The following is a 13,514-nucleotide window of genomic DNA, read 5'->3' on the forward strand; positions in this document are numbered from 1 at the left end:
AGGGGCTGTTGACAGTCAATACCTAACAGTTAAACTCTAGCCGTTAGGTATTGGAGGGGCGTCCATGAAACACGTCGTGCTCGGCCTGCTTGCGGCGGGTCCTGCCCACGGCTACGAGGTGCGGCGGCGCTACGACGAGCTCTTCGCCGGCGCCGGCGTCGAGGTCAACGTCGGGCAGATCTACGTCACGCTCGGTCGCCTCGAAAAGGACGGCCTCGTCACCCACACACCCGCGTCAGGCGGCGACAAGCGGGACCGCAAGGTCTACCGGCTCACCGACACCGGCGCCAAGGCGCTGCGCGAGTGGTTCGCCGAGCGCCCCGACACCCCGATCGTCAAGCCGGACGTCCTGCTCCGGCTGGTCACGGCCAGGCTCGCCGCGGACGTGATCCCGGGCATCGACCCGCGCGCGATCATCACCGACCACCGCCAGCGCTGCTTCGAAGCGCTGCGCGACCTCGACCGCCAGGCCGGGCAGACCACCCCGGGCAGCGTGAGCGGGCTGCTGGTGCAGGCCACCGCGCTGCACCTGCAGGCGGAGCTGCGCTGGCTGGAGGCGTGCGAGCAGCAGCTCACCCAGATCCTTCCGCACCCGAAGCCAAACGGAGACAGCCATGACTGAGCCCTTGCTGCGCGCCAGCGCGCTCACGCGGACCTACCGCGGCGGCGCGCGGGAGCACGCCGCCCTGCGAGACGTTTCCCTGACCGTGGCGCCCGGCGACTGGGTGGCCATCACCGGCCCGAGCGGGTGCGGCAAGTCGACGCTGCTGCACCTGCTGGGTGGTCTGGACAGACCGGACAGCGGCGAGGTCTGGCTCGCCGGCAAGCGGCTGGACGACCGCGACGAGAGCGGGCGGGCGCTGCTGCGCCGCCGGCACGTCGGGTTCGTGTTCCAGTTCCTCAACCTGGTGCCGACGATGACCGTGATCGGAAACGTCGAGCTGCCCCTGGTGCTACAGGGCGTCGGCCGGCGGGAGGCGCGCAGCCGATCACTCGCGGTCCTGGAGGAGCTGGGCGTGGGTGACGCCGCCGACGCCGCGCCCGCCGAGCTCTCCGGCGGCCAGCAGCAGCGGGTGGCGCTGGCCCGCGCGGTCGTGCACAAGCCCGACGTGCTGCTCGCCGACGAGCCGACCGGCGCGCTCGACTCCGCCTCCGCCGAGGTCGTCCTCGGCCTGCTGCGCCGGCGCCACGACAGCGGCCAGAGCATCGTGCTGGTGACCCACGACCACCGGGTCGCGGCCGCGGCCGACCGGGTGGTGACCATGCTCGACGGCGAGATCGTCGACGAGCGCGACCTGACCGGGGCCGGTCAGCGCCCCACGTATGCCAACCTGATCAACCTGGAGGGCTGAGCAATGTCCGCCACCCTTCGCCTGGCCCTGTCCGGGCTGCGCGGGCGGAGCAAGGTCGCCGCCGGCGCCACCGCGCTGGTCGCCGCCCTCGCCGCGGCCGCCGTGGTCGCCGGGCTCTCCGTGCAAAGCCAGGGCGGCCCGCAGGTCGACGAGATCTACCGCGACTCCGGCCGTCCCGACCTGGTGGTCTACGGCGAGCCGGGCGCGCTGGAAGGGCTGCGTGGCGACGCCGCGTTCGCCGCCACCGGTGCGGTCACCCCGTTCGTCACCGGCGATGTCGAGCTCGGCGACGGGTCCGTCGAGGCGCGCGTCACGCCGACCCCGCCGGCGTCCGCGGTGGGCGCGCCCCAGCTGCGCACCGGGCGTTGGCCGGCGGCAGTGGGCGAGGTCGTGTTCGACCGGGCCGCCGCCGTCGAGGCCGGCGTCCGGGACGGCGATGAGGTACGGATCAATGTGGCCGGCCGCCCGTTGACCCTCACCGTGGTCGGCACCGCTGTCGACCTCACCGACTGCTTCTACCCCGACTGCGACCCGATCCGGCTCTTCGTCGACCCCGCCGGCCTCCAGGCGCTCGCACCGGACGGGGTGGAGCGGGGCGCGCTGCTGATCGCGCGGCTCACCCACCCGGACGCCGCCGACGCGGCCGCCGCGCGGCTCGGCACCAGCCCCGGTGTCGACGGCGTGCAGCCGTGGCCGGACACCCGCGACGACATCCTGGTCCGGGAGCTCATCTTCGGCGCCTCGCTCGCCGGCTTCGGAGTGTTCGTCCTGCTCGCGGCCGCCTTCGTCGTGGCCGGCGCGGCCGCGGCCCGGCTCCTGGCCCGCCGCCGCGAGATCGCGATGCTCCAGGCGGTCGGATACACCAACCGGCAGATCATCGGCGGCCTGCTCGGCGAGACGCTGATCCTGGGCGTGGCCGGCGCGGTCCTCGGCTGGGTCGCGGGGACGCTGATCGCACCGTTCCTCCAGGTCGGTCTCTCCGCGGCGATGGGCCGCAGCGGCCTGCGGGTGGGCGCGACGTCGCTGCTGGTCGCGGTCGGGTTCGTCGGCCTGATCCTCACCGTGGCCACCGTGCTCCCCGCCCGCCGGGCCGCCCGGCAGCCGGTGACCGACGTGCTGCGCGACGCACCCCCGCGCTCGGCCAACCCGGCCCGGCTGGCCCGGCTGCTGGAGGCGCTGCGGCTGGCCCCGGCGGCCCGTTTCGGCCTCGGCACCGTGCTGGCCCGCCCGGCGCGTTCGGCGCTGACCGCCGCCGCGCTCGCGGTCGCCGTGGCCGCGGTCGTGGTCGCCGCCGGCTTCATGTCCACAATGGACAAGATGGTGAACGACCCGGCCCGCTCCGGCGACCCGTACGACGCGGTCGTGGCCGGCGACGGCACCGACGGCGCCGCGACGGCAGCCGCGCTCTCCACGATGTCCCAGGTCGCCGGCTGGTACACGCAGACCGACCGGCGGGCGACGCTCGGCGAGGAGACGTTTCTGGCCCGGGCGATCGGGGGCGACCCGGCTCAGGCGAGGTTCATGGTGCGCGAGGGCGAGCCGCTGCGGGAGGCGGGCGAGGCGGTCGCCGGATACGGGTTCCTGCAGCGCTTCGGCGTCGACGTTGGCGACACGGTGAGCATCCGGGCCGGCGAGGCTCCGATCACGTTGAAGATCGTCGGCTGGTACAGCGAGACCGAGGACACCGGTGAGGTGCTCATGTACCGCGCCGAGATGCTCCCCGGTGCCACCCCGGATGCCTTCCTGGTCAACGGCCGCGGCGAGTCGCCCGAGGCGCTGGCGACCGCGCTGCGCGAAAGGCTCGGCACCGCCGCTGCGGTGCGGGCGCGCGAGTCCGACCCCGACGAGCTCGGCGTCTTCACGGTCGCGCTCCAGGTGATGGCCGCGCTGGTACTCGTCGTCAGCCTCGCCAACCTGGCCGCCGCGCTGCTCAGCGGTGCCCGGGAGCGGGCGCGGGTGCTGGGCGTGCTGCGCACGGTCGGCTTCACGGTGCGCCAGACGCTCGCCCAGTCGGCGACCGGCGGGGCCGCGCTCGGGTTCGCCGCGGGCATCGTGGGCCTGCCGGCCGGCCTGCTCGCCTTCAAGCTGCTCGCCGACCAGGTGACCACCGGCATCGGCGCCGGCCCCGGCCTGACCCAGAGTCCTTCGTGGCTGCTGCTCGTCGTGACCGTGCCCGCCGCGGCCCTTGTCGGTGCGGTGGCCGGCGCGGCCGTGACGCGGCGCCTGGCCGGCACTCCCGCGTCCACGCTGGTCCGCTGGGAGTGAGCCACCGGCGTTGAGATGGGGGCGGCCAAACGGACGCCCCCATCCGGTGTGCCGGCTGATAGATTCACGAGCGTGACAACACCGGCGCATCGCCGGCCGGCCGCCGCACTTCCGTTGCTGCTGGCCCTCTTCGTCACGCTCCTGGTCCCGCCGCCCACCACTCGGCCCTCGGCGCCCGCGCCGGCGGCATCCGTTGCGGGTGCCGGGCCGGCGGGACACGTCGCCGCGACGTCCGCCTGGCCGAGCGCCTTCGCGGTCATCGCCGCGATCGGTTCGGCGGCCGCGGCCTCGCCCGCGCCAGGAGCCGTCGCGGTCGCCGCGACGCAGCCCCCCACACTGCCCGCCACCTGGTCGATCCGGCTCCGCTCCACAGTGGACCGACCGGCCGGTGCGACACTCCTCGCCTTCCGGGCCGGGCTCCGCCTGCCTGACGGCACGCGTTCGAGCCATTCCCCGTCACCCCGGCCGCCCACGGCCGGGCTCCATCCTTGAGAAGCGAGGAGAACACCGTGTCGCGCGCTACTGCCGCGCGCGCCGCTCTCGCCCTTGTCGTCATCGTCGTGTCCGGATGGCTCATCGCCGTCCGGCCGGCGCGGCTCGGGCTGGACCTGCGCGGCGGCACCCAGATAGTGCTGGAAACGTCAGACGGCGAGCTGGCCGAGGCCAACGCCGAAACCACCGACGAGGCGGTCGAGGTGCTCCGCCGCCGCGTCGACGCGCTCGGACTGTCCGAGCCCACCCTTGCCCGCGCCGGCGAACGGCGCATCATCGTCGAGCTGCCCGGCGTCGACGATCCGCGGCAGGCGACCGAGGTGATCGGCCGTACCGCCCAACTCTCCTTCCGCCCGGTGCTCGGCACCGCGTCCACTGTGGAGGAGCCGGATACGCTGCCGGACGAGCGGGGCCAGCCGCTGCGGCTCGGGCCGGCCGCGCTCACCGGCGACCAGGTCGAGAGCGCGTCCGCCGCGCGCGGGCAGGTCGGCGGCTGGGAGATACTCCTGGACTTCCGCGACGCGGGCCGGGACGCGTGGGCGCGGCTGACCGGTACGGCCGCGTGCGCCGCGCCGGGCGATCCCACCCGGCGCGTGGCCGTGGTGCTGGACGAGCGGGTGCTCGTCTCGGCCGAGGTGGACGGCGCCACCCCGTGCGGGGCCGGAAACGGCAGCGGCCGGGCGCGGATCACCGGTACGTACACCGCGGCCGAGGCGCGCGAGCTCGCGCTGCTGATCCGGGCCGGCGCGCTGCCGGTACCCGTCGAGATCATCGAGCAGCGCACGGTCGGGCCGACGCTGGGCCAGGAGGCGATTGAGGCGTCGGCGCGGGCGGCGGTCATCGGGGTGCTCGCCACCGCGCTGTTCGTCATCGCGGCGTACCGCCTCGCCGGCTTCCTGGCCGCGCTGGCCCTCGGCGCGTACGGGCTGATCTCCTACGCCGCCCTGCTCGCCTTCGGCGCCACGCTCACGCTGCCGGGGCTCGCCGGCTTCGTACTGGCGATCGGCATGGCCATCGACGCCAACGTGCTCGTGTTCGAACGGGCCCGCGAGGAGTACGCCACCGGCCGGCGAACACCGCGCACCGCGCTGCGTACCGGATTCGCGCGGGCCTGGTCGGCGATCGCCGACGCCAACGTCACCACGCTGCTCGCGGCCGGTCTGCTCTTCTTCCTCGCCGCCGGGCCGGTGCGCGGCTTCGGCGTCACGCTCACGGTGGGCGTCGTCGTCTCGATGTTCACCGCGCTGGTGCTGGCCCGCGCGCTCACCGAGGGCGCGCTGTCGATGCCCTCGGTGGCGCGGCGGCCGCGCTGGACCGGGCTGGCGCACACCGGGTGGGTGCGGCGCGCGCTGGCCCGCCGCGAGCCGGACATCATGGGCCGGCGGCGGCGCTGGTTGGCGGTCGCGGCGCTCGCCGTCGCGGTGGCGGCCACCGGGATCGCGGTGCGGGGACTCAACCTCGGTGTCGAGTTCACCGGCGGCCGCGCGGTCTCGTACACGATGAGTGCCCCGCTGGGTCCGGAGGCCGCGCGGGCCGCGGTGGCCGGCGCGGGACTGCCTCGGGCGGTCGTCAACGCGCAAGGCCCGACCGGGGTGAGCGTCCGCGCGGGGTCGTTCGACGACGCGACCGAGGCGCGGGTGCGGCAGGAGCTGTCCGAGGCCGGGGGCGGCGACGTGCGCCGCGACCGGGACGAGCGGATCGGCCCCAGCCTCGGCGCGGAGCTGCGGCGCAAGGCCGTCATCGCGCTGGTGGTGGCGCTCGGCGCGCAGCTGGCGTACCTCGCGATCCGCTTCCACTGGCGCTGGGGGCTGTCCGCGGTGGCGGCGATGGGCCACGACGTGCTGGTGCTGCTCGGCGTGTTCGCGTGGCTGGGCCGCCCGGTCGACGGCGTGTTCCTCGCCGCGCTGCTGACCGTCATCGGCTACTCGGTCAACGACTCGGTCGTGGTCTTCGACCGGGTCCGGGAGCTGACCCGGAGCGGGCGGCGGGCCAGGAGGCGGGAGCCGTTCGCGACGCTCGCCAACCGGGCCTGCCTGCAGACGGTGCCACGCACGGTGAGCACCGGGCTGGGCGCGATGTTTGTGCTGGTGGCGCTCGTGGCGCTGGGCGGCGACTCGCTGTTCGACTTCGCGCTCGCGCTGCTGATCGGCGTGGGCGTGGGCACCTATTCATCGGTGTTCGTGGCCACGCCGCTGGCCGTGGAGCTGGAGCGGTAGGGGGCGCCTGCGGTCGCGGCGGGGCGGGAGCCCCGCCGCGACGGTGTTAGTGTGCGGCTTCGACGGCCTGGACCGCCGCGGCGGCGGTCGGCATGCGAGCCCGCAGTCGTAAACGAAAGGCAGCACAGTGACCGCTGACGTGCACCTCGTCGCCCAGCCGCGCATCGACACCGTCGTGACGGAGTTTCACACCGAGAGCCGGCGGCTGCGCAGCGACTTCGCCGGAATGGCCTGGATCGGCGACGAGCCGGACGGCGAGAGCGGCATGATGGGCCCCGACTACCGGCGGCGCCCTGTCGAGTCGCAGCTCTTCCTGCCCGACACCCACTGGTACGACGTGGATTCCCTCGACGACGTCGAGGTGCAGCTCGCGGTCGGCCTCGTGCAGGTGCCCGGCACCGACCGGGGCACGCAGGGCCTCGTGGGCGCGATCGCCGAGCCCGAGGTCGACTTCTTCGAGCACCCGGACGGCCTCGACGGGGTCGGCCTGTGCCTGAGCCTGCGCGGAGAGATCTGGTCGAACGTCGGCCTCTCGTACCGGGTCACGGTGCTCTGCCGCCCCGAGGCGCTGGTGCGCAAGGGCGAGCTGCCGCAGTCCGACGACGAAGACGAGTCGTAGCGGACCCGGCTAACGCGTGCGCACCGCCGATCGGCTCACCGTCGCGGCCGGCTGAGCCGCCGTCACGTCGTCGATCGCGCCGGCGAGGAGCGCGCGCAGCGTCTCGTCCGGGTCGGGGATGCACGCCTTGGCGATGCCCTGCACCGCGAACTCCACGGTGCGCGGCGCGCCGTGCCGCTGGTACATCTTCCGGGAGACCGACACGTCGTACGTAAACCGGTGTGCCCACCGTGCCGCGAGTGGCGCCCGCAGCAGGGCAGCCCGGCTGTCCGGGCGCAACGTGTCCGGCGGGCGGCCGTCGAGGCCGGCGATCAGGCGGTTGCCGCTGAGCACGGAGACCGCCATCGCGTTTTGCATCTCGGCCGAGACGACCGGCAGGGCGGTCTCCGCGGCGCGCAGCGCGATCAGCGCGTCCCAGCGGACGTCGTCGCTGGTCAGGCCGATGACCGACGGGATCAGCTCGGCGAGCCGCTGGCGGCCGGGGTCGGTGGTGTGGTCGTTGACGAGGCGGGCGAGCGAGGCGAGCAGCGGGTGCGTGCAGGCGGGATGGTCACTCCACCGCTCACCGGCGAGGTAGGACGCCATCTCCATGAAGCAGGCGCCCTTGCGCGGGTTGCGGTGGCGGCCGCGGGACAGCACCGGCATGGCGTCGGGCAGCCGAAGGTCGATCGTCATGGGCACCTCCAGGCAACAGGTGCGGTTCAGACTCCTCCCAGTTTCCCCCACCTGGCCGCTCTAGTCACGGGCATTACTGTCGACCGGGACGAGGGACGAACCCATCGTGACCAGGACGAATCAGGCATATAGCCGGCATTGCGGTACAGCTCGTGAGCGCCGGGGTTGCCGTCGTCGACCATCGCGTCCGAACGCCGCCCGCCGAGCGCGACGAACCGGGCCTCGGCGGCGGCCAGCAGCTCCCGGCCGATGCCGCGGCGGCGGTGGTCCGGCGAGACCGCGAGCCGGTAGATGTGGCAGCGCCACCCGCCCCAACCCGCGATCACCGTGCCCACGACCACGCCGTCCACCTCGGCGACCAGGACCGACTCGCTGTCGTGGCGCAGCAGCCGGGCCACGCCGGCCAGGTCGTCGCTCACGCTGCGGCCGTGTGCCGCGGCCGACCAGAAAGCGAGCAGTCGCTCGGCGTCGTCACGCCGACCAGTGCGGATCTTCATCGCTACACTCTCCCGGCAGGGACCGTGCCGCGAGCGTGACCTGCATCTCAGGGGCGATGTCGAGGGCGGGTCGGCGGCTCCGACCTACCTGTGCGAGGCGCCCGACCGGGACGCCGATTCCACGAGGGGTGACGTCGTGAAGTACATGATGTTGATCTACCAGAACACCGCCGCCGCCGAGGCCCTGTCCGAGGAGGAGATGAGCGCCCTGCAGAACGAGGCGGGCGACATCTGGCAGGACCTGGTCAAGAGCGGCGAGTGGGTAAGCGGCGCCGGGCTCGCCAGCCCGACCCAGGCCAAGGCCATCCGGGTCCGCGACGGGGTCGCGGCGGTCACCGACGGGCCGTTCAGCGAGGCGAAGGAGCAGCTGGCCGGCGTCTGCGTCTTCGACGTCGAGTCGGAGGAGCGGGCGGTCGAGATCGCCGGGCGCTGGCCGGACGCGCGCTTCTGGGGTGTCGAGCTCCGCGAGATCGTCGGCGAGGCCGAGGCGGAGGGCTGAGCAGGTTCCCTCCCATCAGGGCGTCCCGTTCGCGGGGCGCCCTGATCGCGTCTGCGCCCGCAAAACGACGCACGCGGTGTGCGACCGCGCGCGGTGGGCCCGGTGTCTGATCCCCGGGGTTGATCGTTCCGGCGGAACCCTCGCCGCTCCCGAAGACGGTCGGCCTCAGCACCGGGCCTGGGGAGGCAGTACGCGGCAAGCAGTACGCGGGTAAGGGGAGAGAGCATGCCACACGAGACGTCCGCAACGCGGCTGCGCGCGCTGGCGGCCGAGGTGTTCGACGTGCCGGCGGAGGAGATCACCGACGGCGCGGCTTTCTACGAGGATCTCGGCGTCGACTCGTTGCAGAAGGTCGACTTCGTCGTGCGCATGGAGCGGCAGCTCGGTCTGAAGCTCACCGACGACGAGGCGGCCGGCATGCGGGACCTCGGCGGTGCGATCGCGGTACTGCGCAGCCGGGGACTCCGCGTTGGACCGTGACAGTGTCGCGGTGTCCGGCGTGGGCGCGGTCTCACCCGCCGGGCTGGGCGTGCACGCGCTGTGGCGCGCCATCGAGGACCGCAGGGTGCTCACCGGGCCGGTGACGCGCTACGACCTGTCCAGGTACCCCACCCAGCGGGCCGCCGAGGTGCCACCCGGCGCGGTGGCGGCGCTCGACTCGCTGGTACCGCCGCACGAGTCGCTCGCCGCCCGCTACCTGGCCGCGGCGACGCTGGAGGCGCTCGGCGACGCGGGCCTGCCGGCGCACCGGCGGCGCGGGCGGCTGGGCCTCTTCGTGGGCACGGTGATGGGCACCCGGCCCGTGCTCGACCGCGCGATCGGGCGCGGGCCGCTCGGCGTGCCCGACCGCACCTTTGCCCGCCCCGAAGAACTGCTCACGGCCGTCCGGCGGGTGGTCACAGTGGACGGTCCCGCCGTGCTCCTCGCGCCCGGCTGCTCGGCCGGCAACGAGGCCATCGCCGCCGGCGCCGCCGCGGTCGCGTCCGGCGAGGTCGACGTCGCGGTCTGCGGCGGCGCGGACGAGCTGTCGCTGGAGGTGTTCGCGTTCTTCACGTCGATGCGCGCGCTCGCCGCCGACACGATCCGGCCGTTCGACGCCGGGCGCAAGGGCACGATGCCCGGCGAGGGCGCGGCCGTGCTCGTGCTCGAACGGGCGGAGCGGATCGCCGGCCGCGGCCGCGCGCCGCTGGCCCACGTGCTTTCCACCGCGTCCGCCGCCGACGCGCACAACCTGACCCAGCCGCACCCGGACGGCGCCGGCCTTATCGCGACCATCCAGACCTGCCTCGACCGCGCCCGCGTCGAGCCGGACGACGTCGACTGGGTGTGCGCGCACGGCACCGGAACGCCGGCCAACGACGGGGTCGAGGCCCGCGCGGTCGCCAAGGCCCTGGGCGGCCGCCGGCGGCCGGTGCTCTCCTCGGTCAAGGGACAGCTGGGCCACGCGGAGGGTGCGGCCGCCGTGCTCGAGGCGGTCATCGGGGTACGCGCCATCGCGCACGGCCTCGTGCCCGGAAACGTGACGCTCGCCGACCCGGATCCGGAGTGCGGCGGCGTCGACCTGGTGGAGCCGGCCGGCCGGCGAGGGCCGGTGGGCCGCGTGCTGAGCCAGGCGTACGGCTTCGGCGGCGCGGTCTGCACAGTACTGCTGGGGAAGGGGGCACCCGATGCCCGCTAGCGTCGCCGTGCGCGGCGCCGGCCTGCGCCTGTCCGAAGTGGACGACCTGGCGTCCCTGGCCCGCCGCCTGACCGGTGCGCCGGTGGCCGGTCCGGTACGCCGGTTCACCGTGCCGGACACGCTGCTGGCGCCGGTGGAGCGGGCCGTGTACGGGCCCGTCGAGCCCCGCGTGCCCGCCCGCGCCGGCACGCGCGGGCTGCGCAGCGTTCCGCACGAGTCGCTGCTGGCTCTCGCGTCCGCCGCGGACACACCGGCCCGCCCGGACGGTGGCGTGCCGGACGACACGACGGCCGTGGTGTGGGCAAGCTCCACGGCGGGGCTGCCGGAGTACGCCACGGTCTGCACCGAGGCGTCCACACTGGATCCCGGGTTCGTCGCGCCGGCGCTCGGCCCCGCCTCGGCGTACAACGGGCCGGCCGCCACCGTCTCCATCCGGCTCGGCCTCGCCGGACCGAACCTCATGCTCACCGGCGGAGCCACGGCCGGCATCTCGGCGATCGCGGAGGCGATGCGGCTCATCGCGGCCGGCGACGCGAGCGCCGCGCTGGTCGGCGCCTCCGCCACCGTCACGCGGTGGAGCCTCACCGCCGCACCGGATCACCTCACGCCCGCCGAAGGGTCCGCCTGCCTCGCACTGGACCCGACCGGCGGGCCGGGCATCTCATTGCGCGACTGCCAACGCACCGACCTCGTCCGCGCGACCGCCCGCGTGATCCAGGCGGCCGCGCGGCCGGAGACCCGCCCCGACGCCCTCGTGATATCCACATTGGACACCGGGCTCGTCGGCGCGCTCGCCTCCGGCCAACCCTGTCCCGTCTGGCACGTCGAGCGAGCGCTCGGCGACCTCGGCGCGGCGGGCGGGTTTTTCGCGGTGGTGTGTGCCGCCGCGCTCTGCGCCACGGCTCCTACAGCCCCCACGAAGGTCCTCGCCCTCGCGGTCGAGCCGTGCGGGAGCACGGCCAGCTTGGAGGTTTCGTCATCGTGAACAACAACATCGTCGAGCACCTGCTCTCCGCCGGTAAGCCCGACGCGACCGCGTACGTGGACGCCGGCGGGCAGGTCACGTACGCCGAGCTGGCCCGGGCGGTGCACGCCTACGCCGCGCGGCTGGACGGCTCCGCGTTCCGCCCGGGCAGCAACGCGCTCATCGTCGCCGACGACTCGATCGCGGCCGTCGTGGCGATCCTCGGCGTGTGGTGGGCCGGTGGCGTACCGGTACCGGTCAGCCCGATGCTCACCCCGGCCGAGATCGAGTTCATCGCGTCCGACTGCCGCGCCACGTACCTGCACGTGGACGAGCGCGCCGACGCCCAACTGCCCGCGAAGGGCGCGCTCGACCTGCCCCGCGGCCGGGCCGACCGGATGGCGCCGTACGACGGTGAGATCCCGGCCCCCGCGCACCAGGGCGAGGGCGACGTGGTGCTGATCCAGTACACGTCCGGCAGCACCGGCCAGCCCAAGGGCGTGCTGCACACCCGTGGCGGCATCGACAGCGTGCTGAGCGGGTTCGGCCGGATCCTCGCGCTCTCGCCGGCCGACACAGTGCTGTCCACGGCCAAGCTCTCCTTCGGGTACGGCTTCGGCAACTCGCTGCTGTTCCCGCTCGCCGCCGGCGCCCGTACCGTGCTCAGCGCCGGGCCGCCGGACGTCTTCCGGGTCGCGGCAACGCTCGCCGCGCACCGCCCGACCGTGCTGTGCTCGGTGCCCCGGGTGTACGCGGCGCTGCTGGAGCGCATCCGCCACGGCGAGGCCCTCGCGCTCGGCTCGCTGCGCTTGGCCGTCTCGGCGGGCGAGCACCTGCCCGCGCCGATGTGCGGCGAGTTCGCCAAGGTGTGCAGCGCGCCGCTGGTCAACGGGCTCGGCGCGACCGAGGTGCTGCACATCGTGGTGGCCACGAACGGCAGCCGGCCCGGCTCCACCGGCATCCCTGTGCCGGGCGTGCGGATCACGGTCCGCGACGACGAGGGCCGGCCCGTGCCGGACGGCGTCGAGGGTCGGCTGCACGTGGCCGGCGGCTCGGTCGCGGCCGGCTACCTGGACCGGGCCGAGGCCACCGCGCGCACGTTCGCGGACGGCGGCGCGTACACCGGCGACATCGTGCGCCGCGCCGCGGACGGCGACCTCGAGTACGTGTGCCGCCGCGACGACCTGATCAACGTGGGCGGCTTCAAGGTGTCGCCGTTCGAGGTGGAGGCCGCCGCCCGCGAGGTGGACGGGCTTTCCCAGGTCGCGGTCGTGGGCGCCCGGGACGCCACCGGCCTGGAGCAGGCGGTCGCGTACCTGGTGCCGGAGAACGGCGTGGACCGCGCGGTGCTGCGCCAGGCCGCCCGCCAGGCCTTCCGCGACCAGCTGCCGGTCTTCAAGCGGCCGGCCGTGATCGAGGTCGTCGACCAGCTGCCGGTCACCTCGACCGGCAAGCTCGCCCGGTTCAAGCTGCGTACCGGCGAGGTCGAGGTGACGATGCGGGTGCTGCGCGAGGGGCGTGGCATACACAGCCGGACGCTGGTGTGCCTGCCGTACGCGGGCGGCTCGGCCGGCTCGTACACGCGGCTGGCCAAGCACGTGCCCGAGTCGTGGCGGGTGGTGGCCGGCGAGGCCACCCTGCGCGGCCCGGTAACCATCGCCGATGTGGCCGACGCGTGGTGGAAGGCGATCACGCCGTACCTGTCTTCCGGCACCATCCTCTTCGGACACAGCCTGGGCGCGCTCGTCGCCGCCGAGATCGCGGGCCGCGCGGGCGCCGGGCTCGAACCGGGCCACGTGGTGCTCTCCGCCCCGCCGCTGTCCGGCGCGACCGCGAAGAGCATCCGCGGGCAGGACGACGCGGAGCTTGTCGCCGAGCTGACCCGCAGCGGGCTGATGCCGCCGACCACACTCACGGCGGACGAGGTCGGGCGGCTGCTGCTGCCCCGCTTCCGGCGCGACCTCTCACTCGTGCCCGACGAGTGGACGTCGTCGCTGGAGACGCCGGTCCACGTGCTGGTCGGTGCCGAGGACACGATCTGCACGCTGCCCGGCGTCGCCGCCCGGATGCGCCCGTCAATGGTCGCCAGCACGCACCTCGTGGACGGCGGTCACTACTTTGTGGTGACCAACCCGGTCCAGACCGCGGCCGTGCTGGCCGGCCTCTACCCGTAGGCGACGGGACGGGCAGAGGCCCCCGCCCGCCCGCCGTTGCCGCGGCGGGCGGGCGGGACCCGCTCTGTGCCTATCTTGTCCGC

Annotated in this window: 13 protein-coding genes; 11 read left to right on the forward strand and 2 right to left on the reverse strand. The window is 74.5% G+C overall.

Features of this window, described 5'->3' with window-relative positions:
* Nucleotides 1-64 precede the first annotated feature (64 nt).
* From Phou_RS45950 to Phou_RS45975, 6 genes are all read left to right on the forward strand, one after another.
* Nucleotides 65-622: a PadR family transcriptional regulator gene (locus Phou_RS45950; RefSeq protein WP_218579608.1), complete on the forward strand. Its 558-nt coding sequence runs from the start codon at nt 65-67 to the stop codon at nt 620-622.
* Complete coding sequence (locus tag Phou_RS45955; RefSeq protein ID WP_173070419.1) at nt 615-1,352, forward strand: ABC transporter ATP-binding protein; 738 nt, start codon at nt 615-617, stop codon at nt 1,350-1,352. The genes Phou_RS45950 and Phou_RS45955 overlap by 8 nt, the downstream gene beginning before the upstream one ends.
* Nucleotides 1,353-1,355: 3 nt before the next feature.
* Nucleotides 1,356-3,617 carry an ABC transporter permease gene (locus tag Phou_RS45960; RefSeq protein ID WP_173070421.1) on the forward strand — a complete coding sequence of 754 codons (2,262 nt, stop codon included), beginning with the start codon at nt 1,356-1,358 and terminating at the stop codon, nt 3,615-3,617.
* A 72-nt stretch (nt 3,618-3,689) separates the two neighbouring features.
* Entirely contained in the window at nt 3,690-4,109 is a 420-nt protein-coding gene (locus Phou_RS45965) for a hypothetical protein (protein ID WP_173070423.1), read from the forward strand.
* A gap of 17 nt (nt 4,110-4,126) precedes the next feature.
* Nucleotides 4,127-6,325, forward strand: coding sequence for a protein translocase subunit SecD (gene secD / locus Phou_RS45970; RefSeq protein ID WP_173070425.1), 2,199 nt, complete (start codon nt 4,127-4,129; stop codon nt 6,323-6,325).
* Between the two features lie 127 nt (nt 6,326-6,452).
* Complete coding sequence (locus Phou_RS45975) at nt 6,453-6,944, forward strand: hypothetical protein (protein WP_173070427.1); 492 nt, start codon at nt 6,453-6,455, stop codon at nt 6,942-6,944.
* A gap of 9 nt (nt 6,945-6,953) precedes the next feature.
* On the opposite strand, the gene Phou_RS45980 is transcribed toward Phou_RS45975, so the two are convergent.
* Nucleotides 6,954-7,619: a hypothetical protein gene (locus Phou_RS45980; protein ID WP_173070429.1), complete on the reverse strand. Its 666-nt coding sequence runs from the start codon at nt 7,617-7,619 to the stop codon at nt 6,954-6,956.
* Between the two features lie 26 nt (nt 7,620-7,645).
* A complete protein-coding gene (locus tag Phou_RS45985) occupies nt 7,646-8,116 on the reverse strand; it encodes a GNAT family N-acetyltransferase (RefSeq protein ID WP_173070431.1) in 471 nt (156 codons plus the stop codon).
* Nucleotides 8,117-8,261: 145 nt separating this feature from the next.
* Between Phou_RS45985 and Phou_RS45990 the strand changes: the two genes are divergently transcribed.
* The 5 genes from Phou_RS45990 to Phou_RS46010 all read left to right on the forward strand — a co-directional run bounded on the left by Phou_RS45990 (nt 8,262) and on the right by Phou_RS46010 (nt 13,431).
* Nucleotides 8,262-8,615, forward strand: coding sequence for a YciI family protein (locus tag Phou_RS45990; RefSeq protein WP_246274814.1), 354 nt, complete (start codon nt 8,262-8,264; stop codon nt 8,613-8,615).
* Nucleotides 8,616-8,840: 225 nt separating this feature from the next.
* On the forward strand, nt 8,841-9,095 hold the full coding sequence (locus tag Phou_RS45995; protein WP_173070435.1) for an acyl carrier protein: 255 nt from the start codon (nt 8,841-8,843) through the stop codon (nt 9,093-9,095).
* Nucleotides 9,085-10,293 carry a beta-ketoacyl synthase N-terminal-like domain-containing protein gene (locus tag Phou_RS46000; protein WP_173070437.1) on the forward strand — a complete coding sequence of 403 codons (1,209 nt, stop codon included), beginning with the start codon at nt 9,085-9,087 and terminating at the stop codon, nt 10,291-10,293. The genes Phou_RS45995 and Phou_RS46000 overlap by 11 nt, the downstream gene beginning before the upstream one ends.
* Nucleotides 10,283-11,278, forward strand: a complete 996-nt coding sequence (locus tag Phou_RS46005; RefSeq protein WP_173070439.1) for a beta-ketoacyl synthase N-terminal-like domain-containing protein — start codon at nt 10,283-10,285, stop codon at nt 11,276-11,278. Before Phou_RS46000 ends, Phou_RS46005 begins: the two co-directional genes overlap by 11 nt.
* A complete protein-coding gene (locus Phou_RS46010) occupies nt 11,275-13,431 on the forward strand; it encodes an AMP-binding protein (RefSeq protein ID WP_173070441.1) in 2,157 nt (718 codons plus the stop codon). Before Phou_RS46005 ends, Phou_RS46010 begins: the two co-directional genes overlap by 4 nt.
* Nucleotides 13,432-13,514: the final 83 nt, after the last annotated feature.

The organism is Phytohabitans houttuyneae, assembly GCF_011764425.1.
GTDB classification, from domain to species: Bacteria; Actinomycetota; Actinomycetes; order Mycobacteriales; family Micromonosporaceae; genus Phytohabitans; species Phytohabitans houttuyneae.

Excerpts from the sequence above, each read along its gene's own strand:
- Phou_RS45950 (WP_218579608.1), top strand. The coding sequence starts at position 65 with ATGAAACACGTCGTGCTCGGCCTGCTTGCGGCGGGTCCTGCCCACGGC.
- Phou_RS45955 (WP_173070419.1), top strand. The coding sequence starts at position 615 with ATGACTGAGCCCTTGCTGCGCGCCAGCGCGCTCACGCGGACCTACCGC.
- Phou_RS45960 (WP_173070421.1), top strand. The coding sequence starts at position 1,356 with ATGTCCGCCACCCTTCGCCTGGCCCTGTCCGGGCTGCGCGGGCGGAGC.
- Phou_RS45980 (WP_173070429.1), bottom strand. The coding sequence starts at position 7,619 with ATGACGATCGACCTTCGGCTGCCCGACGCCATGCCGGTGCTGTCCCGC.
- Phou_RS45985 (WP_173070431.1), bottom strand. The coding sequence starts at position 8,116 with ATGAAGATCCGCACTGGTCGGCGTGACGACGCCGAGCGACTGCTCGCT.
- Phou_RS45990 (WP_246274814.1), top strand. The coding sequence starts at position 8,262 with ATGATGTTGATCTACCAGAACACCGCCGCCGCCGAGGCCCTGTCCGAG.
- Phou_RS45995 (WP_173070435.1), top strand. The coding sequence starts at position 8,841 with ATGCCACACGAGACGTCCGCAACGCGGCTGCGCGCGCTGGCGGCCGAG.
- Phou_RS46005 (WP_173070439.1), top strand. The coding sequence starts at position 10,283 with ATGCCCGCTAGCGTCGCCGTGCGCGGCGCCGGCCTGCGCCTGTCCGAA.